General features: G+C 46.2%; 17 protein-coding genes and 1 tRNA gene. 14 read left to right on the top strand and 4 right to left on the bottom strand.

Going from position 1 to position 21,884, the window contains the following annotated elements:
* Nucleotides 1-25: 25 nt before the first annotated feature.
* Complete coding sequence (locus tag AC3FZD_RS21495; RefSeq protein ID WP_488737984.1) at nucleotides 26-412, top strand: hypothetical protein; 387 nt, start codon at nucleotides 26-28, stop codon at nucleotides 410-412.
* 103 nt (nucleotides 413-515) lie between these two features.
* Entirely contained in the window at nucleotides 516-1,754 is a 1,239-nt protein-coding gene (locus AC3FZD_RS21490; protein WP_488737983.1) for a molybdopterin molybdotransferase MoeA, read from the top strand.
* A 145-nt stretch (nucleotides 1,755-1,899) separates the two neighbouring features.
* Here AC3FZD_RS21490 and trmB read toward each other — a convergent pair whose 3' ends face one another.
* Entirely contained in the window at nucleotides 1,900-2,529 is a 630-nt protein-coding gene (gene trmB, locus AC3FZD_RS21485) for a tRNA (guanosine(46)-N7)-methyltransferase TrmB (protein WP_488737982.1), read from the bottom strand.
* 32 nt (nucleotides 2,530-2,561) lie between these two features.
* Between trmB and AC3FZD_RS21480 the strand changes: the two genes are divergently transcribed.
* Together AC3FZD_RS21480 and AC3FZD_RS21475 are read left to right on the top strand one after the other, a co-directional pair.
* Entirely contained in the window at nucleotides 2,562-3,392 is an 831-nt protein-coding gene (locus tag AC3FZD_RS21480; protein ID WP_488737981.1) for a carbohydrate ABC transporter permease, read from the top strand.
* Nucleotides 3,393-3,548: 156 nt separating this feature from the next.
* Nucleotides 3,549-4,808, top strand: a complete 1,260-nt coding sequence (locus AC3FZD_RS21475; protein ID WP_488737980.1) for a tetratricopeptide repeat protein — start codon at nucleotides 3,549-3,551, stop codon at nucleotides 4,806-4,808.
* An 82-nt stretch (nucleotides 4,809-4,890) separates the two neighbouring features.
* Here AC3FZD_RS21475 and psbA read toward each other — a convergent pair whose 3' ends face one another.
* On the bottom strand, nucleotides 4,891-5,973 hold the full coding sequence (psbA, locus tag AC3FZD_RS21470; RefSeq protein ID WP_488737031.1) for a photosystem II q(b) protein: 1,083 nt from the start codon (nucleotides 5,971-5,973) through the stop codon (nucleotides 4,891-4,893).
* Between the two features lie 193 nt (nucleotides 5,974-6,166).
* On the opposite strand from psbA, the gene cofG reads away from it, so the two are divergent.
* Nucleotides 6,167-7,129, top strand: coding sequence for a 7,8-didemethyl-8-hydroxy-5-deazariboflavin synthase subunit CofG (gene cofG / locus AC3FZD_RS21465; protein WP_488737979.1), 963 nt, complete (start codon nucleotides 6,167-6,169; stop codon nucleotides 7,127-7,129).
* Nucleotides 7,130-7,176: 47 nt separating this feature from the next.
* Nucleotides 7,177-7,248 (top strand) — tRNA-Cys (locus AC3FZD_RS21460).
* Between the two features lie 139 nt (nucleotides 7,249-7,387).
* Here AC3FZD_RS21460 and AC3FZD_RS21455 read toward each other — a convergent pair.
* Entirely contained in the window at nucleotides 7,388-10,918 is a 3,531-nt protein-coding gene (locus AC3FZD_RS21455; protein WP_488737978.1) for a S8 family serine peptidase, read from the bottom strand.
* Nucleotides 10,919-11,325: 407 nt separating this feature from the next.
* On the opposite strand from AC3FZD_RS21455, the gene AC3FZD_RS21450 reads away from it, so the two are divergent.
* The 3 genes from AC3FZD_RS21450 to AC3FZD_RS21440 all read left to right on the top strand — a co-directional run bounded on the left by AC3FZD_RS21450 (nucleotide 11,326) and on the right by AC3FZD_RS21440 (nucleotide 14,596).
* Complete coding sequence (locus AC3FZD_RS21450; protein ID WP_488737977.1) at nucleotides 11,326-11,640, top strand: hypothetical protein; 315 nt, start codon at nucleotides 11,326-11,328, stop codon at nucleotides 11,638-11,640.
* A 61-nt stretch (nucleotides 11,641-11,701) separates the two neighbouring features.
* Complete coding sequence (locus tag AC3FZD_RS21445; protein ID WP_488737976.1) at nucleotides 11,702-12,427, top strand: DUF1997 domain-containing protein; 726 nt, start codon at nucleotides 11,702-11,704, stop codon at nucleotides 12,425-12,427.
* 258 nt (nucleotides 12,428-12,685) lie between these two features.
* Nucleotides 12,686-14,596: a protein kinase domain-containing protein gene (locus tag AC3FZD_RS21440; protein ID WP_488737975.1), complete on the top strand. Its 1,911-nt coding sequence runs from the start codon at nucleotides 12,686-12,688 to the stop codon at nucleotides 14,594-14,596.
* A gap of 32 nt (nucleotides 14,597-14,628) precedes the next feature.
* Here the strand turns inward: AC3FZD_RS21440 and AC3FZD_RS21435 are convergent, their stop codons facing one another.
* Nucleotides 14,629-15,540, bottom strand: a complete 912-nt coding sequence (locus AC3FZD_RS21435) for a cell division protein FtsX (protein ID WP_488740404.1) — start codon at nucleotides 15,538-15,540, stop codon at nucleotides 14,629-14,631.
* A gap of 265 nt (nucleotides 15,541-15,805) precedes the next feature.
* Between AC3FZD_RS21435 and AC3FZD_RS21430 the strand changes: the two genes are divergently transcribed.
* The 5 genes from AC3FZD_RS21430 (at nucleotide 15,806) to AC3FZD_RS21410 (ending at nucleotide 21,841) form a co-directional block, all read left to right on the top strand.
* Nucleotides 15,806-18,070: a Calx-beta domain-containing protein gene (locus tag AC3FZD_RS21430; protein WP_488737974.1), complete on the top strand. Its 2,265-nt coding sequence runs from the start codon at nucleotides 15,806-15,808 to the stop codon at nucleotides 18,068-18,070.
* Between the two features lie 321 nt (nucleotides 18,071-18,391).
* The gene (locus AC3FZD_RS21425; RefSeq protein ID WP_488737973.1) at nucleotides 18,392-18,544 is read left to right on the top strand and encodes a hypothetical protein; all 153 of its coding nucleotides are present in this window, start codon (nucleotides 18,392-18,394) and stop codon (nucleotides 18,542-18,544) included.
* Nucleotides 18,545-18,567: 23 nt separating this feature from the next.
* Nucleotides 18,568-20,967 (top strand): substrate-binding domain-containing protein, encoded by a 2,400-nt coding sequence (locus tag AC3FZD_RS21420; RefSeq protein WP_488737972.1) that lies wholly within the window; start codon nucleotides 18,568-18,570, stop codon nucleotides 20,965-20,967.
* Nucleotides 20,964-21,230 carry a hypothetical protein gene (locus AC3FZD_RS21415; protein ID WP_488737971.1) on the top strand — a complete coding sequence of 89 codons (267 nt, stop codon included), beginning with the start codon at nucleotides 20,964-20,966 and terminating at the stop codon, nucleotides 21,228-21,230. Before AC3FZD_RS21420 ends, AC3FZD_RS21415 begins: the two co-directional genes overlap by 4 nt.
* Entirely contained in the window at nucleotides 21,227-21,841 is a 615-nt protein-coding gene (locus tag AC3FZD_RS21410) for a phage tail protein (protein WP_488737970.1), read from the top strand. The genes AC3FZD_RS21415 and AC3FZD_RS21410 overlap by 4 nt, the downstream gene beginning before the upstream one ends.
* The last annotated feature ends 43 nt before the right edge of the window (nucleotides 21,842-21,884 follow it).

Raw genomic sequence — 21,884 nt, 5'->3', positions numbered from 1 at the left:
AACCCTTGCAATTGAGATAGATAGGATGTTTGGGACATTTCAATCGAGCCAGTTACGGATAGAAGTTGAGGCTTCAGAAATTAAGATTCGCCAGAGTCTGTTATACCCCGATCGCCTCCGTCAGTGGTTATGGCCGCAAACGTTATCGGAGGGGTTACCCGAACAGTTGACGGCTGGAGTGACGTTTACGAGTAAGATGGGGCCGGTGGCGATCGCCCATCAGGTTGAGTCTGCTGGCGATCGGCACTTACGCTTACTCCTGAGTCATGGGATCGATGGCTTCCATGAATGGATGTGGGGCGACGGATGGATACAGTCCCGACTTGAAGGCGTGACTTTACTGCCCCTCAATTTAGGCCAAACCGTCAGTTTACTGAGACTCAAACAATTTTTAACCCAACCCGATCGATAATATATCGTAACTTTTTCTGTGGAGAATTAGCACCATTGAGTATTTCTGAATACCCAGTCAAACCGATCGTCTTCGATATTACCGATTACCTAATTACCTAACCATGCTACCTGTTGCTGAAGCTGAACGCTTAATTCTCAATCAAATCCATCCCCTCAACCCTGAAACCGAGTCGCAAATGGTCACCCTTGATGAAGCTAGGGGTCGCGTCTTGTCTCGTCCCGTCACCAGCAACTTAGATTTTCCCCATTGGGATAATTCGGCTATGGATGGCTACGCTGTACGCTATCTGGATGTGCGGGACTGTTCCCCAGAAAAGCCGGTTCTTCTGAACCTAGTGGGGGAAGTCCCGGCTGGAAAAGTTCCAGATTTTACTCTACAGTGCGGGCAAGCCGCCCGCATTTTTACTGGGGCAATGATTCCTGCTGGAGCAGATACTATCGTCATGCAGGAAAATACTAAGCTAAATGGTAAAAAAGTTTCTATTTTGACTGCCCCTAAATCCGGGGAATTTATCCGTAAACAGGGTAGTTTTTATCAAGCGGGTAATATTTTACTCCAATCAGGGATAGCGGTCAATATGTCCGAAATTGCTATTTTAGCGGCAGCCCAATGTAACCAAGTATCCGTGTATCGCCGTCTTAGAGTAGCTGTTTTTGCTACTGGAAATGAATTAGTACCTTGCGATCGCCCCCTAGCACCAGGTCAAATTGTAGACTCTAATCAGTATGCGATCGCTGCCGGAATTGCCCAATTAGGCGGCATTCCCCATTGTTTTGGCATCATTCCCGACGATCCAGAAGCCACCCAAAAAGCGATTTCTGGAGCCTTATCCATGGTGGATATAATTATTTCTTCCGGGGGTGTTTCTGTCGGAGAATATGATTATATTGACCGCATTTTGCAAGATTTGGGAGCAACCCTGCACGTCACGAAAGTGAAAATTAAACCCGGTAAACCCCTAACCTTTGCCACCTTTCCCAAAAGCTCCATTCCCAGTTGTTCATATTATTTTGGCTTACCCGGAAATCCGGTTTCTGCCCTAGTTTGCTTTTGGAGATTTGTCCAACCCGCTCTCAAGAAGTTATCCGGTTATAGCAGTGGATGGCAACCCAAATTTATCTTAGCCCAAAATCGCTGTTTACTACGCGGCGGGCCCAGAGAAACCTATGTTTGGGGTAACTTAACCTATACTCCCCAAGGTAATGAATTTGATTTAGCCCCCGGTTTACAAATTTCTGCGAATTTAGTTAATTTAGCCGGAACCACTGGGTTGGCTGTCATTCCTGCTGGAAAAGAGCAAATTCATCCGGGGGAATGGGTGCAAGTGCTGGCTATTTAAGGCTGAAGATTGGGGGTTTCTTGGGCTTCATTTTTCAGCCAATAGTCTATATCTAGGGTTTCGATCGTGGAAAATGATCGATGGGATTGAGTTGGCGATCGCACTATGCTATCCCTAACTAGAAGATGACACAGGAGTATGAGGGTTACAACCGCTCAAATAGCACTCGATAAACAGGTTCACCTTTGGCATCAGTAGCCATTTCTCGCTCCGTTTGCACGGGTAAAGGATTCTCCTCTAACCAGTCACCAGAACGGGAAAAACTAGAGTGCATATCGAAAAAACTTCGCATCTGTAAAGCAACCTCCTCCACATCCGATTGTAGAAAAACCTGCCCTCCAGCTATGATAAACTGGGCTAAAACATCCACCAACTCATCCTGAACCACTCGCCGTTTTTGATGTCTGTGCTTAAACCAAGGATCGGGAAACTGAATGCTCACATACTTTAGCCTGTTTTCAGGAAAAGAACTGAGGATATCTTTCAGGCAAATATTGGCATTACAAAACAGATAATGGAGATTGCTTAAATTCTGGCGATCGCGCCATTCATTAGCCTCTATCACCAAAGGTTCCCGAATTTCTAAACCCAGGAAATTCCAGTCTAATCGCTGTTGGGCAATTTCCCATAAAAACCGGCCCCTTCCACAACCAATATCTAAATGCAGAGGTTGCTGTAAATGGGGATAAACTTCTGACCAATTGGGGATAGGAACCGGCTCTTGAAATTTCCGGCTTAATGGATTAACATGCTGACGCACACGCACTCGTCCCAAAGGATAACCTCCTTTTTTCTCTCCTATCTCCTATGCATAAGACCAAAATCTGGCCCACCCTAGGAACCTATATTATACTGCTTATCATAGCATTTATGATGCTCTTGCCGCTACTCTGGTTAGCCAGTACCTCGCTGAAATCAGCCGGTGAAAATATTTTTCAATTCCCACCCCAACTGATTCCAGAGCAACCAACCTTGAGTAACTTTATCGAAGTCTGGAAAACGAATCCCTTTGACCGCTATTTATTCAATAGTTTCTGGATTTCTGCTCTGACGGTGGCACTCAATTTACTCTTTTGTTCCCTGGCGGCTTATCCCTTAGCGCGGCTGAATTTCCAAGGACGGCAACTGATTTTCAATCTAATTGTAGCTACCATTTTAATCCCTTTCCAAATTGTAATGATTCCTCTCTATATTTTAATGGTACAATTGGGATTAAGAAATACTTATTTAGGGGTAATGTTACCCTCTCTAGCTTCTGCTTTTGGGATTTTCTTATTACGCCAAGCCTTTCAAGGTGTACCCAAAGAATTAGAAGAAGCAGCGCGGATGGATGGCTGTTCAGAATGGGAAATTTGGTGGTGTGTGATGCTGCCTGCTGTCCGTCCGGCATTAGTCACTTTGGCAATTTTTGTGTTTATTGGATCGTGGAGTGATTTTTTATGGCCGTTGATTATTTTAGATCAACCGGAAATGTTTACGCTGCCTCTGGGTGTGCAACGGTTAGCAGGCACATTTTCTTTAGATTGGCGTTTAATTGCGGCGGGATCGATGATTTCAATTTTGCCGATTTTACTGCTGTTTACGTTCGTGCAACGGTATATTATGTCTACAGATGCAGGCAGTGGTTTGAAAGGTTAGAATGATACCCCTACGCCCTCGTAAGGGGTGGTGGAAATGTGATAATTTCTAGTTTTTAGTTTTGCATTTTTGATGTTTAATGGTTAAACTATTCACATCTAGTGTGGTTCAAGCTCCATGAATCAGGTTTGATTATTGTCATTTTCTCAAAGAATCGTGATTGAACAGCAGTTATATCAAGACGGGATTCAAAAAGCAAGTCAAAAGGATTATGAGGGAGCGATCGCCCTTTTTACTGAAGCCATTACCCTAAACCCAGATTGGGCAGATCCTTACTATCAAAGGGGTTTAGCCCACTTTGACTCTGGGCAAATCTATCCCGCTATCTCCGATTATACCCAAGCCATAGAGCGCGATCGCTACCATAGTCAAGCCTACTACGCCCGCGCCCTTGCCCGCATCAGCCTTAAAAACCTCCCCGGAAGCCTCGAAGACATCAATTGGGTAATTCAGCGCCAACCTGACTTTGCGGCTGCCTATCAACTGCGGGGAACCGTCGAGCGGAAAATGGGTAATACTCAAAGTGCGATCGCCAATTTCAAACAAGCGGCCTATCTTTATTTAGACCAAAAAGATAAAGAAAACGCCAGTCGCTGTCTCGCTCTGATGCAGCAACTCAAACCCAAAGAACACCCCCCAAAATCTACCGTCCCATCCCTCCCTTTAATCACCGAATCTGACTTTTATCAAAACCTCATTGACAAAGCGCAACAAGGAAAACCTCAAGAAGCCCAAGAAGAATTAAATTGGATCTTAAAAACCGATCCAGATGATCCTCGTGCCTACGGTTGTCGAGGAATTATCTATTGTCAACTGGGCGAATATCAAAACGCCATCTCCGACTTTAACCGCGCCCTTTCCCTTAACTTCAAAGACCCTATTATTTATCGCAATCGAGGCAAAGCACGCGCCCAGATTGGCGATCATTTAGGAGCGATAGAAGACTTTAATCAAGCTTTAAATAATGAAAGTAACGATCCCCTCATTTACATTGCCAGAGGAGATGCTTATCGGTTAACCAGTCACTACGCCCAAGCGATCCAAGACTATACTACTGCTCTCAATCTCGATCCCAATAATGGCACAGCCTATTATAGTCGAGGACTCGCCCATGCTTGCTTAGAAGAAATGCAAGCAGCCATTGCCGACTATCAACGGGCAGCCAGTAAGTTTTGCGAACAAGAAAAATGGTCAGACTACAATCAAGCCATCTTCCAACTGAAGAAACTGCAAAAAGCGGTTCCCCAAACTAACACGATTCAACTCGAATCTCTCCTCCGTCAACGTTTATTACGCTTCGTTGGAGGTCATTGGGAAATTGCACAGAGACTCATCGATCAAGCCAAGCAAGATTATCCTGGAATGGCTCAAGAATGGTATCTGGAAAAAGTAATTACTGATTTAGAGCAGAAGTAAGATCCTAGTTCTTGAAACGCAAAAAAAAACGCTCCCCTTAAGGAGAGCGTTTTTTGATTAAATCAGTTGATTAAAACTGGAATTAACCGTTGATAGAAGGAGCAGTTAAAGCTACAGGAGCAGCTTCACCAGCAGCCAAGTCTAAGGGGAAGTTGTGAGCGTTGCGCTCGTGCATTACTTCCATACCCAGGTTAGCGCGGTTGATTACATCTGCCCAAGTGTTGATAACATGACCTTGGGAATCCATGATGGATTGGTTGAAGTTGAATCCATTCAGGTTGAACGCCATGGTGCTTACGCCCAGTGCAGTAAACCAGATTCCGACTACCGGCCAAGCTCCTAAGAAGAAGTGAAGGCTACGGCTGTTGTTGAAAGAAGCGTATTGGAAGATTAAACGTCCGAAGTATCCGTGAGCGGCTACGATGTTGTAGGTTTCTTCTTCTTGTCCGAATTTGTAACCGTAGTTTTGAGATTCAACTTCGGTGGTTTCACGAACTAAGGAAGAGGTTACCAAACTACCATGCATAGCGGAGAACAGAGAACCTCCGAATACACCAGCTACTCCCAGCATGTGGAAGGGGTGCATGAGGATGTTGTGTTCTGCTTGGAATACAATCATGAAGTTGAAGGTTCCGCTAATTCCTAAAGGCATTCCATCAGAGAAGCTTCCTTGTCCGATGGGGTAGATTAAGAATACAGCAGTTGCAGCAGCTACAGGGGCGCTGTAAGCTACGCAAATCCAAGGACGCATTCCTAAGCGGTAGCTCAGTTCCCACTCACGACCCATGTAAGCGAATACACCGATCAGGAAGTGGAAAATAACGAGCTGGTAGGGGCCTCCGTTGTACAACCACTCATCTAAGGAAGCAGCTTCCCAGATGGGGTAGAAGTGCAGACCGATCGCATTTGAAGAAGGAACAACTGCACCAGAGATGATGTTGTTTCCGTACAGCAAGGAACCGGCTACGGGTTCGCGGATGCCATCGATGTCTACGGGAGGAGCTGCTACGAAAGCGATGATGTAGCAGATGGTTGCGGTTAGGAGGGTGGGGATCATCAGTACGCCGAACCAGCCTACATAAAGGCGGTTTTCGGTTGAGGTTACCCACTGGCAGAACCGCTCCCAAGCGCTCGCGTTGGAGCTTTGTTGAAGAGTTGTGGTCATGTTTTTATGATTGCTATTTATTTTTCTAGGTTCTGTGGCGGTTTTTTTCCGTCCACATCTTTAAGTTAACCCATTCTTTGAGTTTTGTAAAGGGTTTTCAGAATTTTTTTTCGAGGTTCTCTGAATGACTCCCTAAGCTTGGACTACAGTCTCTCATCTGCCTAAACTAGAGTCAGACTTAGGAACCCAAGAAATGTTAAGAACTGTAACGTATAGCCCCGCCTATACCCTAGTGCCGACCTATGAGTGCTTTAATCGGTGTACTTACTGCAATTTCCGAGGGAGTCCTGGTGAGGAGAGCAGGCTAAGTCTGGCAGAAGCTCAACAAATCTTAGAGTCCTTATCTGAATTGGGGATTAGCGAGATATTAATCCTCAGTGGTGAAGTCCATCCGGATCATCCTAGCCGTGGATCTTGGTTAGAGCGAATCGCTGCATTGGGGGAGTTGGCACTCTCCTACGGGTTTTTGCCCCATACTAATGTGGGGCCGTTGAGCGTTAAGGAGATGGCTTGCTTAAAAGACGTTAATGTTTCCATGGGATTGATGGTAGAACAGGTCTCTGAGCGATTTTTGCAAACCGTCCATACTCATGCACCGAGTAAGGAGCCGAGATTAAGACTAGAGCAGTTAAGATGGGCTGGAGAACTGGGAATTCCGTTTACGACGGGGATTTTGGTAGGCATTGGGGAAACTCAAGCCGAGAGAGTGGAGAGTTTGGAGGCGATCGCCCAAATTCATCAGAGCTATCATCATATTCAGGAAGTCATCCTTCAACCCTATAGTCCTGGAAGCCAACAAACCAGCACCTTACCCGGATTTGACTTAACTCAACTGCCCTCTCTAGTTGCCCTCGCTCGTCGCATCCTTCCCCCAGAGATTGTCCTGCAAATTCCCCCCAACCTAGTCAATCATCCCGACATTCTCTTATCTTGTTTAGACGCAGGGGCAACTGATTTGGGTGGACTTAGCCCCAAAGATGAAGTTAATCCTGATTATCCCCATCCCTCTCTCCCCTATTTACAAACCCTTCTAGAGCCTTACGGATGGCATCTGCAACCGCGCTTACCCCTCTATCCCCAATTTGACTGCTGGTTATCGCCCAAGTTGAAACGAGCAGTTCAGAGCTGGCGAGAAAAAATTCCCGTTAGGGTCTAGTCAAAATTCACTTGATTCTGTTATTCTAGAAAGAGTGGGCTAAACAGGGCGACATAGCCAAGCGGTAAGGCCGAGGTCTGCAAAACCTCTATCCCCCGGTTCGAATCCGGGTGTCGCCTTTAAGTTGAGAGAAAAAGAGTAAGAATGAATGTCAACGATACTGTCTTAGATATTAAGGGCAGGCGATCGCATCACTGCGATTATAAGGTCTTTGAGATTTCAACCCAGTGAAAGCAAAAGCACAAAATTTCTCTCAAATCAAATGGTCATAGTACCATTTACCTCTCCCGCAACCAAAGTAGTTGTTCTGGCTAAATCACTAAAGTTGCCTGTTGCAGTCAAACTAGAGGCACTTAAGTTATTGATCGCAAAACTACTTGCTAATGAGTTTAGAGCATTATTAATCACTGTAACATTCGCCAAGTTACCTGTACCTGGGCGAATCGTCAAGCCATTAAAGGACTGACTGATATTATTATTCGAGAGTGTAATGGATGCACCAAAATTGCCATCCCGTAAACGAATACCACCATTCATCGAATTATTGCTCGTATTTGCAGAAGTAATAACATTATCAGAAATAGTGACATTTTGGGTCGTAAAGCCAGCAATATTATTCGCCAGTTGAATCCCATCTTCTGTCATATTGGTAATGGTGTTATTAGAAATATTTCCCCCCACTATTCCACTGATATTGATCCCCCGACTCGCCATTCCCGTAATATCTCGAATTTCATTTCCAGAGATCGTTAATCCCGTAACACCGAGCAAGAATATCCCATTTTTATCCGTATTTCCGCCACTGGTGGTTACATTGCGAATCAGATTATTAGAAATCGTCAAATTTTCGGTACTTAATCCATTGCCACCCATTTGAGCATTAAAGATCGCTTGCTCATTGGTTACATTTTCAATAATGTTATTCGTAATCACAGAGTTATTCCCCGATCCAGTGGTTTCAATTGCCATTGAACTATCGGGTGGATCGATCCGAAATCCATCTAGAGTTACTGTACCATCATTGGTTAATATTGTTCCGCTATCCCAAGTAATTCGTCCAGTAATATTCGATTCTGAATTGCGCGAACCTTTACCAGAAATTCCGGCATTAGCTCCCCTTAAGTTGACCGGTTTATTGATGCTAACGATTTCATTATAATTACCGGCTCTCACTTCTACAATACCGGGCGCTGTATTCGTTCCACCGGTATTCATAATGCCGCTATTAATAGCATCAAAGGCATTAATGCCAACAACGGCTTGTCCTCCTTCGACTGTCTCACTGGCAGTGGTGTAAGCATTGGATACATAAACGGTTTCATTATCATAGATGGTTGCTTCACCCGTATTAGGATTACCCACAGTATATGAACCACTAGATTCTAGATTTAGACTAATGGTTTTAGCGCCATCAAATAAGGTGTCATCTAGAGGATTTACCGTAATGGTTGTTTCGGTTTCTCCTGCGGCAATGGTTGCTGTACCATTGAGAGATTGATAATCTGTGCCATTAATAGCTGTGCCACCTATGGTATAGGTAACGGTTAGAGCTTCATTAAGACTTCCCCCGGTACGACTGAGGGTGAATGTGGCAGCATCTGGAGTTCCAGTGGAGGGATTTTTTTCTGCGGCAACGCCATCAGTAACTTGTAGGGTTACTGTGGATTGAGGAGTGGGAGTAGGGGTAGGAGATAAAGCTAAGATGGCTTCAGCTAAAGCAAACATATCTACCCGTTTATAGGTGGCATTAGTGTTGGTAACATTATCATCTTCATCGTCGCCATCAAACACAGAAACTCCCGTATCTTTGAGCAGGGTTTCAAACTCAGCAGGAGTCAATTTTCTGCTCAGAGTTTGCACGGCTAACTGTTGGGCTAAAACGGCCATTCCTGCCACATGGGGGGCTGCTTGGGAAGTGCCAGAATAACCGGCAAACTCTGGAGATGTTTCTTGGAGTTTCGGAAATGCGCCAAAAATAACTGAACCCGGTGCAAAAGCAGTAATTAAATCAGGGTGACGCTGAGAAAATGGTGTAATATGATCTGCGGCTGTAGTGTTGGAAGTAGCATCACCGAAGCTAGAAAATACTTGTGGGCCAACATTAGCATCATAAACGGCTCCGATCGCCAGGCTATTGATATCAGCAGCAGGATACTTGATCCCAGGCTGGCTATTATTTTTCTTAAAATTATTACCGGAAGATGAAACAACTATTACATTTTTTTCGGCGAGTTGTTGAAGTTCATCAGAAATGGGGCCATTAGAGAATAATTGATCGTAGTTGCCACCACCTAATGACATATTAACACTGGCAATATTGTAGTTCTCTACATTTTTCCAAACCCATTGTAACCCTTGCTGGATAGCACTCCATACATCGTTTTTTTCTGTATCACTAAAAACTTTGAAGTTAATGACATTTGCACCGGGTGCTACACCAGGATATTGGCTATCCGAAGAGGCAATAATACTGGCAACATTTGTGCCATGACCTTTATAATCTGAAGCGTCTGGATCGCTATCAGCGTAATTTTTTTCATAAACAACTCGACCTCCAAAGGCAGGATGATTTTTGTCAATACCAGTGTCTAGTACAACAGTGCTAAAGTTTGTACCATTAACACTGTTAAAACGTGGATTGGATTGGAGATTCTTTAAACCGATGAGTGACCCAGAAATATCCGTATCAAGCTCAACGGGTAAGTTAGAAATAGTTGTAGTGACTCCAGGAATTTGTGGAGTAATGCGGGTGTTGAGCAAGTAGTTAGTAGGAGCATTGCTGGTTATCCGGAGGCGATAGAGACCGTCGGGGAGTTCTCCAGAGATGACGGAGGTGTTGTTTGCTAGTTGTCCGTTGAGGACAACGTTACCTTCTTCGTCTAAGACATCGACAGTCGCCAAAGCAGTGAGTCCAGTTAGGGATAACTCGAAAGTGTTGGTTGCGCCGAGGCTGAACTTGTAGTAGTCGGCGGCATCGCTACCGCCGACGCTTTGGGAGAAGGTGCGGGTAGTAGAGGCAAAGGAGATGCTGCTGGCGGTTTCTAGGGTGTTTCCGGGATCGGTTTCTATGGGGGTGACTTCAGCCGCAGGTGCGAGGATTGAGAGGGTTGGTGCGGGAGCAGGAGAAGATGAGGGAATATTGGGTACAGAAGGTAGGGGTGATGGGGATGAGGTGCTGCTGGGTTGGGGAATGAGGGTGCTGGTGAATTGGGATGAGTCGAGGCTGGTTGCATTGATGCCTTGGAAAATGCCGATAATGGCTCCGGTGGTGCGATCGCTCACTACAGTATCCTCGCCCCGTTGACTCACCAGCAGCGTCTCAAAGGTGACTCCTGGGGCGAGACCTATTTTATCTTGTCCTGGAGTAAAGTCCAGGATGATATCTTGTCCACTGCCTAAAACAAAGAGATCTTCGCCAGAGCCGCCGACTAGGGTATCGTCGCCTAAGTCACCATAGAGGATATCGTTACCGCGATCGCCAGAAACCCAATCATTCCCCTGTCCGCCACGCACACAATCATCCCCTTGACCGCCATGTACGGTATCATTGCCCAAATTTCCATTCACATAGTCCCCATCTGGATTGCCGACGATCAAATCATCATCGAGTCCTCCCCAAATACTATCTGCACCTGTTCCGCCTAAAAGGACATCATTTCCTTGGTTACCATAGAGTTGATCGTTGCCTGCATTGCCAGCAATAATATCTGCGCCCTCCAATCCCCAAACGATATCATTTTGTTGAGTTTCTACAATTAAGTCATTCTCCGATGTTCCGAAGCGAATCATGGGTATTGCCTCCTGAATGGGTAGATGATAGACCTTGTGGGGTAAGGGTTGGAGGAGAAAAAGAGGAGAAATCAGAACGGTTCTGATTTCTGCACCTCTTGCGTTTATGTCTTCGTGTCTCCACATTAACTAATTTAGTTCATCTAACAGCAAAAGGCTTAAAAATTAAGATAAATTACTATTGTTTTGCGATCTTTTTTTGGTCAAATTAATAATAATATCAGATGGAGGCGCAAAAACTGACTCACTTTGACTCATTTTTGATAGACCCTGCCCCGATGGGTGAGGGGTAAATGTAAATTTATGTAACAATTTCGTCAAAAGCGCATAAAAACCGAGGCTAAAAACTGAGAACCCTATGGAGGGGTAATGCACTTCTCCAGTTGTTGCGATCGCAAGATAGGGTTATGGCAGATACACTTAAAGCCTCGAAAGCAGGTCTAGACCTCGTTTCTAAAGCCATTCGCCAAAAAGAATGGACAAAAACTCAAACCGCTCTCTGGTGGACGGATGCTCAAACCTCCCAAGCCACCCTACGCAGATTTTGGCGCAGAATTCCGATTAATCGACAGACCTTTCAAAGTATCTGTCAGGTAGCGGGAGTAGACTGGGAGAAAGTGGCAGAAATTGAAGATTTACCTGATGAAGATAATCCTCAAGGCTCCCTGATGGAATTAAGTCTGTTGCGCTATCTCTCCATTCTCCTGCTGCTGAAAACCTAACTCTGAAGATGGGGTAATACAATAGAATATCTGGATTGAGTTCCTCGGAGGTTTTCCCGTTTTGGCAGATGCTTGTTCTCAAGATTCCGGCTCTTGTTATCACGTTTCCCCTCCCGGACAACCCAAGAAATCGCCCAAATTGGGCGATCGCCTCAAAGCCATCTCCTCCAAAGTTTCCCAGGCAATAGGCTTTGAATGGATGTACTTTCATCTCAATTACTCGGACTGTGTAGAACTCTATGCACCCGAACCGGTGGTTGCTGCTTATATCAACGATCACCCCAGTTGGTTTACCCGATGTGCCCTCCCCATGAAAGCCATCCCCATTGGAGAGAGTGGCTATGATTTACTCATTGGTCGTTATGGAGCCTTTCAATTTGAAGTCGAAGTCAGAATCGGATTAGAACTCATCCCCCGCGATCAAGCCGGAGTTTATCGCATCTGTAGCATCGATCTCCCCGACTATACTCCCCCAGGCTATCAAGTCAACTTCCATGGGCAATTTTACCTGGCTGAAGTGGCCTGTTGTCCGACTCCCGAATATCTTCAGGAATTACAAACCTATCTGATCTTACCTTCTCCCTTACCGGAAGTGATGACGCGCTGGGAATGGAGTCTAGACTTAACCGTAGGCGTGAAATTTCCCCAGTTTATCCATTGCTTACCCCCGTCTCTGATTCAAACGACCAGCGATCGCCTCTTAGCACAAATTGTCCGCGAAGTTTCCCGTCGTTTGGGTAAAAAAGTACAACAAGACTTTCATCAAACTCTGTCAATGAGGGAATAGGGAACAGGGAACAGGCAAAAGGCAATTGCCGCATGTCTGGAGTGTCTCCCCATTCCCCCATTCCCCCACTCCCCCACTCCCCCACTCCCCCATTCCCCCATTCCCCCACTCCCCCACTCCCCCATTCCCCCACTCCCCCACTCCCCCATTCCCCCACTCCCCCATTCCCCCACTCCCCCACTCCCCCATTCCCTACCCCAACCCTGCCATCCTCTGTCAGAATAGAATAAACTGCGACTATTGTTTGCTCTTCCGGCCATGGCCTACTGCTTAAATCCCAATTGCACCCACCCCGAAAATCCACAGAATGCAGAGGTCTGTCAAACCTGTGGAAAACCCTTAACTGAACTACTTAGGGGTCGATATCGAGTCCTTAAACCCCTAGGACGGGGGGGTATGGGTCGTACTTACCTTGCTGTGGATGAAGATAAACTTCGTAGCTTCTGCGTGATTAAACAGTTTTCTCCCCAAATTCGAGCCACAGGGGAGCGACGAGAAAAATCAGTACAAAAATCCACGGATTTGTTTTACCAAGAAGCCATGCGCTTGCATGAGTTAGGGGAACATACCCAAATTCCTACCCTATTAGCCTATTTTGAACATCAGGAACAGTTATATTTAGTTCAACAACTGATTCGCGGCCCTACCCTATGGCAAGAACTCAAGCATCAAGGAGCCTTTAGCGAAAAACAAATTTGGGCGGTACTCGAACAATTATTGCCCGTTTTAGAGTATATCCATGGGTATAATGTTGTGCATCGAGATATTAAGCCGACCAATATTATTCGCCGTAAACAAGACCAAAAACTGGTGTTAATTGATTTTGGCATTGCTAAACAGTTAACCGCTACAGGAATGGCTAGGGTAGGGACAAAAATAGGGACAGAAGGTTATGCTCCCATGGAACAAATTCGGAGTGGTCGTGCTTATCCAGCCAGCGATTTGTATAGTTTAGGGGTGACTTGTATTCATTTGTTAACGGGGTTATCCCCTGATGAATTATTCGATCCCTTAACGGGGAATTGGTTATGGCGAGAAACTCTGAAAGAACAAGGAATAGTGATTAGCGATCGCCTGGGGCAAATTTTAGATAAACTGCTCAAAGATATTGTCAGCGATCGCTATCAGTCTGCCCAGTCCGTGATTGCGGATATGAATCCTGTACCCAGTCTTCCTCATGTGATTTTACCCGAAGGGTATGTCATGCCTCCTCTATCGGTTCAAGATTGGCATTGTGTCCATACCCTGCATCATCACAATGGCAAAATTCAGGATCTGGCTATCCATCCCCAAAGCAATCTGGTGGTTAGTTCCAGTGATGATAAAACGCTCTGTTTGTGGCGGTTGAGTGGATCGAAATTAGAAAAAGTTTCTCTCTTGTCTACCTTAACTGGCCATGAGGCTTCTGTAGGAGCTGTGGCTATTCATCCAGAAGGGGAATTATTGGTCAGTGGCAGTCATGATAAGCGTATTTTATTCTGGCATTTACCCCAGTCCCTCGATCGAGAAATGATTCATACAGAACCCATTTTGGTTTTAAACGATCATCGCGATTGGGTGAATACTCTGGCTTTTAGTCCCAGTGGGAGTTTATTAGCGAGTGGCTCAAATGATAAAACGGTACGAGTACGACAGTTGGCAGTTACTCCGGATGGTGAATGGGAACAGTTACCCCTGTTAACCTTAAGTGGGCATACGGATGGTATTAATGCTCTGGCTTTTAGCGCTGATGGTCGCTGGTTAGCTAGTGGGGGAGAAGATCGAGTGGTGAAGGTTTGGGATGTGGAAAATGGAACTCTCTATCTGAATTTACCCCGCCATGCTCAACGAATTAATGCTTTGGCCTTTAATCCCCAGAATCAGATTTTGGCTAGTGGGAGTGATGATGGTACGATTCGGATCTGGGATACTCTTAAAGGTCATCAAATCCGTACTTTAACGGAACATGGGGATTCTATTTTTGGCTTAGTCTTTAGTCCAGATGGTCAGGCATTGTTTAGTAGTAGCCGCGATCGAACCATCAAAATCTGGGACTTGGAGAAGTGGAAAGTCATTTCTACCTTAGACGATCATTCCTGGTGGGTCAAGGCGATCGCCCTCAGTCAAGAGGGTCAAACTTTAGTTACCGGTAGCGGGGATGCTACGATCAAGATTTGGCGCAAGGGGTAATGGGTTTTCTCCCCATCTTTCTATCTCCTAACCTAATCGCAGGATACTCGACGCAAGCCTAGCCATCCCCCTAACCCACCAACTAATGCACCAAACGCCAGCAGTAGGAAAAACAAGGTTTTGGTATCGGTATAGATATGCCAATGGGAGTCTTGAAGGGGGGAGAGCAGGGGAATTAGGGATAACTCTTGGGTGAACAACTTTAGGGATACTTGCTCAAACCCTTGAACGATGCTCCAGGCGATTGCCCCCCCAACACCCCCTAGAATTACCCCTTGAATCATAAAGGGTAAGCGAATCCACCAGCGCGAGGCTCCCACGAGGTGCATGATTTCGATTTCTCGGCGACGGGAGACTACAATTAACTCAATGGTAGTGGTCATGACGGCGATCGCACTCACCATTAACACCATCGTAATCCCCAAGCTCAACACTCGCAATCCTCGGTTAATCGTTGAGAGCATTTCTAACGCTGCTTCTCCGTAAATCACCTCATCCACTCCAGATAACTGCTCTAACTGGGGAACCAAACCCCTAAGCGCCTCTGGAGACTCAGCCTTTACCCTCAACTCATCCACCAAAGGATTCGTCGGTAAAATCTCTGTAGCCGTATCTGGAGAGTTTAAGCCCAACTCGGTCAACAACGCCATCCAAGCCTCTTCCTTAGCAATATCCTCCACCTGCACCACCCCTGGCAGCTCCGCCACCTTTGCCACCAAAGGCTTCGCCCGAAAATCTGCATCCAAATATACTGAGACCTCTAACTGACTGCCGAACTGATTGGCCAAACCCTCTAACTGCCAAGCCACTTGCCAGCTTAACCCGAACAAAAATAACAACACCGTCACTGTACTAATTGCCGCCCAATTCATCCATCCCCCACGGCGCAACCCCAACTGTACCTCACTCCACAGATAGCCCAACTTAACCACCATCAGAAAAATCCCCATTAAATCGCGATCGCTTTGAAAATTAGCATAAACCTGCTATCTTGTGACCCAGAAACATCAACCCCTGACCTAATAGCGATCGTCCCCCAACGACCCAAAATCAGCAGTTTTCCGGAAACCTCTAAAAAATTTGTGTTGATGGGGGAGAACCAAGCATACAATCAAGCATACAATTAGGAATCAGGCCAAAGCGCTCCCCTAGGTTTTCTGGGAGTTGTCATCTAAAATAAACAAGTCCTAACGGTGAGGTAGTGAACAAATGTCAACAATCTTTGGAACTCCTGGTAACGACCTTTTACGGGGAACCGCCGGTTCCGACAATCTTTTCGGCTTACAAGGCGATGATTTTCTCGAAGGCAGAGAATCAGGCGACTTCTTATCCGGTAATGAAGGTAACGATTTTCTTTCCGGTAACACCGGTAATGACAGTCTCCGAGGGGGGCAGAACAACGATACTCTCTTCGGCGGACAAGACGATGATACCCTTCTCGGAGACTTAGGGGATGACTTCGTTTCTGGAGATCTAGGTAATGACTCCCTACTGGGCAACCAAGGCAATGATATCCTCACAGGAGGTATGGGTAATGACATCCTCTACGGAGGACAAGACCAAGACACCCTCTATGGTGGACAAGGCGCAGACTTCCTTTCCGGAGACCTAGGAAACGATACCCTATTTGGCGACCTCGGGCCCGATACCCTAGTCGGTGGAGCCGGGAAAGATGTTTTTGTCCTATCGCGCAAGAACATTGCTGGCAGCCCCCCCACATCAGGCGGCCCTGCAATTACCGATGCAGACATCATTACAGACTTTCAAGACGGAGTAGACCTCATTGGTATTCAAGATGGTCTCCAATTTACCAACCTCTCCATTCAAGCCGGTACTGGTCAATTTGCTGGCAGTACCGTTATCCGAGACCTAGTAACCGGTAACTTCCTAGCCATTCTTCCAGGGATTAACCCAGCTCAGATTACCGCAGATGACTTTACCACAGATTTAGTCAATCCTATCACCGGGCCAACGCCAACTCCCACACCGACACCAACACCGACACCAACACCGACACCTACCCCTACCCCTGTTCCGCCTCCCGTCCCTTCCACGGTAACTTTAACCTTAAATGATGGCATAGCCTTTGAACCCGATGCAGCCAATACAGCTACATTCACTGTTACCCGTGCAGGAGGAAGCACAGAGGCTGCACTGACAGTGAATTATACGATTGGAGGTACAGCAGTTAATGGCACTGATTATCAAGCCCTGAGTGGTAGTGTCACCATTCCTGCTGGAGCAACAGAAGCAGTCCTGACTGTTAATCCCATTGATGATTTATTGTTTGATGGAGCCAAAACGGTTGATTTAGCTCTAGCCGCAAGTGGGTTTTATGTCGTCGGCACATCCAGTACAGGTCAAGCCACCATCTACGACAACGAAACAGTTTATGTTGATGATGCCTATACCACTGCTGGTGTCAAGGTTGAAGGAGGTCAAGCGGTTGTTGGTCTTAATGCTTTTAACAATATTAATTCTGGTATTGCAAATGCTGGCGGTGATATTGGTGGCCCAACTCCTGGCATTGTAGAAGTTCGTGCTGGAACTTATGATGAAATTGTTAACATCAGCAGAACTATTAATTTAAAAGGCCCGAATGCAGGGGTTGCTGGCAATGCAACAACTCGTAACCCAGAAGCAATTATTGGAACAACAACTGGTCGTATTCAGTGGGATGATGGATCGTTCAATCACAACCTAGGGCCAGTCACTATCAATGGTTTTCGGATTGATCCTCCTGATAACCTAATTGGAATCAACACCACAGGTGCAGGTAATAATAGTGTGATTACCAATAATATCATTGAGAATGTGACCAATGAACAAGCCATCTTTAATGCAATTGAGGGTCCTACTAACAAGCTCAGTACCTCTAATCTGACCATCTCTAATAACTTGATTCGCAATGTGACAGGAGGTAATCCTCTCGCCAATCCCAATGGAATTTTCTTGTTAGGAGTTACTGGATTAACCATTGAGAATAATGACATTCAGAATATTACTGGAACGGGTAGCCGAGGTATCAATGTCAGTGGTATTGTGGGTGGAACAATTTCTAAGAATATCATTAACAGTACGACGGAAGACGGGATTCAGCTTGCGAATAATATAGCAGGGTTTGTGACCGGAAATGTCACCATCTCTGATAACACGATTACTGCTGCTAATACTTCTGGTAATGCAGCTAATGGTGGTATTCGTTTGCGCGACGGTGGATTTGGTGCAGCTATCAATGTTACAGGTAATAAGGTTAGCACTAGCTTCAATGATTTAGCGATTCGATCGAGTACAGGTAGCTTGGCTAATGTTACGGTGACGAATAATGCTTTTGCTAGTGCATTAGGCTTTGCCATTACTAACTTGAGTGGTAGTGCGCTTACTGCAACTGGTAACTTTAGTGACTTAGCAAGAACTACTGCACTTGTTGCTGGTGACATCAATCAAAGTCCAGGGACTATAACCTTAATCTAGTAATAGGGTGGGCAGGATAAGTAACCCATAATGTAACTTCTACAACTCTGCCCACCTTACGAGGACGTGCTTTATCAACCTGCCCAACCCAATATCGACACCATCATATCTGGTGGGTTGATGGGTGGGGCGGGTTTCGGCTTCTTGGACATGAATAGAGGATTGATTTATGGGTCTTCTAGATTTGGGTGTATCCCGCCCTATGGGATAATTCCATGGATGAACCATGATGCGAACCTGCCTCACTGCCCCTGTTCTTTCTTTCCGTACAATACTTGAACGGCTTGTTGTAAATGCGATCGCCCCAAACGACTGGCGCGAATGGCCGTTTTTTTGAAGGCGGAATTCTTAACAAAAGCTAACTATGGCAGAATTTTGGGCAATTTTGAGCTAGACTTGACCGACGGTGAACTCCGATATAAGACGAGCATTGGCGATCGCGTCAGGAATGCGGATCATTGTCGCCAGGGTTGAATAGCAGGAATTGTTGACTTCAGATGGCAAAACGGCGCAATAATCGTCCCTTTGGACGACGAACTTTAGAGCAGGTTGAACAGAGGGGACGCGCTCAGGCTGAGAGTCGGGCGGCTTTCTTGCGGGGAGGCTTCATTTACCGGCTGTATCGTTTTTTTCCTTTTTGGATGATCCAATTGCTGCCGTTTATTCAGCAGGATGTGCTGGATCTGTTGCGTCGAGAGCGGGAGGAAGAGGAAGAAGCCGCCCCAGAGGTTGAAGCGGTAGAAACGGTTACGGCTCCAGTGGTGGGGTCGCGTAGAGACTGGGTTTATACGGAGTATCGATGTGTTTGGGGCGATCCCTTGGGGTGCGATCGTCCTCGTCAGAGTATTGAGGCGGATGGGGAGACGAAGGTTTGTCTTAGATGTGGGTTTCCGGCGATTTTGCGCCCGAAAGCGGAGATTATCGGCCATCGGGGCCGGTATCGGGTGACAGAGTTTCTGGGCAGTCGGGGCATGGGACGGCTGTATAAAGGGGTGCAGGTGGTGAATGGTGCGCCGGTAGTGATTAAGGAGTATTTGCTACCGAAGCGCTATTTTAATACTCAGGAAGCCCAGAATTATAAGGATAATTTTGAGAATGTGGCTGGGGCTGTTTTGGCTGATGGTCGGGCCCAGGATTTTCGGGTGTTGAGTTTTGGGGATGCCATTGGCGATCGCCATGAGGAACGCTGTTATGTGGTGACGGAGGGGTTGGCGAATTTATACCCGACGTTGAGGGTTTACTTGCAACAAAAGGGAGCTATGGATGGGTGGGAACTTTTGCATTTCTTGAATCAGGTTTTGCAAAGTTTAGAGTCGTTGCATGGACAAAAATATCGCCTGCCCTCAAGCCAAATTCAAGGGGGATTATCCCATGGTAATTTAAGTTTAGATAGTCTGCTGATTTTGCCCCAAGAACAACAGTTTTTTGAGTTTCCCCAATTCCTAATTTATTTGTCGGATTTGTGGTTGTGGGAATATCGTTTTTTTTCGCCAACGATGACGATAAAACGACCGACCTTAAGCCAAGATTTACGAGATTTGGGTCACATCAGTTTTGCTTTACTCACGGGTACTTGGTCAGAGGAAGAAAAAAGTTTAAATCCGAAGTTGCCCCAGAATTGGCCGGAGGTCGATCCGAAACTTCAACAGTTTATTTGGCGTTTATTGGAGGTTGATACGCCATTTCCTAGCGCAGAAGTGGCTCGCCAATCTTTGCCGCAGTTGTCTCGATCTTTAGAGTGGATGGAGTCGGCAGAAATTGAGGAGGAAGAGGAGGTTGTTAAACCTAAATATCGCTGGTGGTGGTTAATTTGGCTGCTGCTGGTTTTGGGTTTGGGGAGTGGTTTAGGCTGGTGGTTGCTGCGGCGCTCAAATGACAGAGCGACGGCGCAAAATCCGAGGGTTTGTTGTGTGGAGGATGTGGCAGCCGTTCCCCAGGGACGGTTTGAGTATACTGCGGTGGAGAATGGGATTTGGAATTATGTGTTGCAACAACAGAATTTGGTGGCGTTGGGACGGCGTTTGGATGGGGAGTTAGGGCGGCGCATTCCTAAGCTGGAGTTGGTGTATGAGCCGGTGGAGTCTTTGGAGGAGGCAGTTGCTGCTGTGCGGGGCGATCGGGCTGATTTTGCTATTGCTTCGGCGATCGAGGAACCGGATTTAGAAGCCCAACGCATTGCTTATGATGGCTTGGTTATTTTTGTCCCCTTTAGTTACGAGTTTCGCCGGGATTCCCTGCCGCGAACCTTGAAGGGGCAGTTGAGTTTGGATCAAGTGCGGCGCTTGTATACGGGGGAAGTGAGGAATTGGCAGGAGTTGGGCGGCCCGGATTTGCCGGTGAAGTTGTATGTGCCGGAAAATTCGGAATTAATCCGTATTTTTGAGGAGCAGGTGTTGCAAGATCCGGGGGCGATCGCCGCCTTTCGTCAGGGGTTACCGCAACCTAGAAACCCCGATGCTTTGGTGACGATACCCTCGGAGGAGGCGATCGCCGTGCTACCGATTTTTGAGCTATTGCGAACTATGTTAGCCGACTTTGAGGAGCGGGAAATTGGCGCGATCGGGTTTGGGGCGATCGCCCAAGTTTTTGGTCAATGTTCTGTTTATCCCCTAGCCATTTCTACTCAGAATAAAACGGCCGTTCAACCCCTGATTCAAAATAACAATCAACCCCTAAATCCCGGAACTGACCTCTGTAATGATAAAGGCAGTTATTTACCCCATGTAGAATTGTTTCAAACCGGTGAATATCCCTTGGCCTATCCCCTCACTGTCGTTTATGCTCGTGATAATAGCCGTCCTCCAGTGGGGCAAAAATTTGCTGAACTTCTACAAACGGAAGAACTGCAAAATCTATTAGCAAAAACTGGGCTGATTCCCCTAAATCTTAGACCATGATGAATGAATATAACTCCCATAGCTCCTGGGAACCGATCGGCAAGTCTAGCAAAGCGGCTGGTTTTAGTATTCCAGCCCCCTTCCAAACCGATCGCCGACCCACTGATGATATTAATTTTGAGTCTTTACAAAAAGCGGCTCAAAAGATTAAAGATGATCCCTTAAAAGTGCAACAATTAGCGGATCGAGTTTATGCCTTACTCCTGGAAGATTTACAGCAACAAAAAGAACGAAAAGGATCGTACAAAGGACGCTTATCATGAACCAACCCAATCCCTATACTCGACATCGAGCTAACTACATTCTCACCAATCGCTTTTATGTAGAAATTGGCAGCGAAATTAAAGCTTCCTTCAGCGAATGTTCTGGGTTTGGCGTGAATATGAAAAAAGAAACCTTACTCGAAGGAGGAGTCAATGATCGACAACATATTTTAGTCGGCCATGCAGAATTTGATGATGTCACTCTCAAGCGGGGAATGACTAATGATTTGAGCTTCTGGAAGTGGCTTTCCGAAACCCTCAGTAGCTTCCCCAAAACCCGCTATAACCTGAATATCCTTATGTTTAACCAAGCGGGTGAAACTCAGTTACAGTGGTCATTGCTGGAGGCGATACCGGTGAGTTGGAAAGCACCTGCACTACAAGCAGACAGCTCTTCTGTGGCGATCGAGGAACTCACCCTTGCTTATGAAGGCATTGAGCTAATTTTACCTAACCAGCCCCAGAGTCAGAGTATACAGCTTCAGAAAATTCAGAACAAAATGGGGCGATCGCTTCCATATTCTACAACCAACAATCCCCAAGGGCAAACCCGTCAAGAGATCCAACCTAACTTTAAAAAAATATCTCCACGGTTCAGACAGCCATTCTAACCCAATTCTGCACTTTAGCCCCTGCTTAACTGAACACCGACAG

The sequence above is a fragment of the Roseofilum sp. KMC-1 genome, assembly GCF_057802075.1.
Note: the sequence above shows the minus strand (reverse complement) of the source record. Positions and strands in the feature narration are given on the sequence as shown.

What these genes read in the sequence shown, in the direction of transcription:
- AC3FZD_RS21430 (WP_488737974.1), top strand. Translation starts at nt 15,806, where the DNA reads ATGTCAACAATCTTTGGAACTCCTGGTAACGACCTTTTACGGGGAACC.
- AC3FZD_RS21425 (WP_488737973.1), top strand. Translation starts at nt 18,392, where the DNA reads ATGGCCGTTTTTTTGAAGGCGGAATTCTTAACAAAAGCTAACTATGGC.
- AC3FZD_RS21450 (WP_488737977.1), top strand. Translation starts at nt 11,326, where the DNA reads ATGGCAGATACACTTAAAGCCTCGAAAGCAGGTCTAGACCTCGTTTCT.
- AC3FZD_RS21490 (WP_488737983.1), top strand. Translation starts at nt 516, where the DNA reads ATGCTACCTGTTGCTGAAGCTGAACGCTTAATTCTCAATCAAATCCAT.
- AC3FZD_RS21410 (WP_488737970.1), top strand. Translation starts at nt 21,227, where the DNA reads ATGAACCAACCCAATCCCTATACTCGACATCGAGCTAACTACATTCTC.
- AC3FZD_RS21440 (WP_488737975.1), top strand. Translation starts at nt 12,686, where the DNA reads ATGGCCTACTGCTTAAATCCCAATTGCACCCACCCCGAAAATCCACAG.
- AC3FZD_RS21420 (WP_488737972.1), top strand. Translation starts at nt 18,568, where the DNA reads ATGGCAAAACGGCGCAATAATCGTCCCTTTGGACGACGAACTTTAGAG.
- psbA (WP_488737031.1), bottom strand. Translation starts at nt 5,973, where the DNA reads ATGACCACAACTCTTCAACAAAGCTCCAACGCGAGCGCTTGGGAGCGG.
- AC3FZD_RS21455 (WP_488737978.1), bottom strand. Translation starts at nt 10,918, where the DNA reads ATGATTCGCTTCGGAACATCGGAGAATGACTTAATTGTAGAAACTCAA.
- cofG (WP_488737979.1), top strand. Translation starts at nt 6,167, where the DNA reads ATGTTAAGAACTGTAACGTATAGCCCCGCCTATACCCTAGTGCCGACC.
- AC3FZD_RS21495 (WP_488737984.1), top strand. Translation starts at nt 26, where the DNA reads ATGTTTGGGACATTTCAATCGAGCCAGTTACGGATAGAAGTTGAGGCT.
- AC3FZD_RS21480 (WP_488737981.1), top strand. Translation starts at nt 2,562, where the DNA reads ATGCATAAGACCAAAATCTGGCCCACCCTAGGAACCTATATTATACTG.
- AC3FZD_RS21415 (WP_488737971.1), top strand. Translation starts at nt 20,964, where the DNA reads ATGATGAATGAATATAACTCCCATAGCTCCTGGGAACCGATCGGCAAG.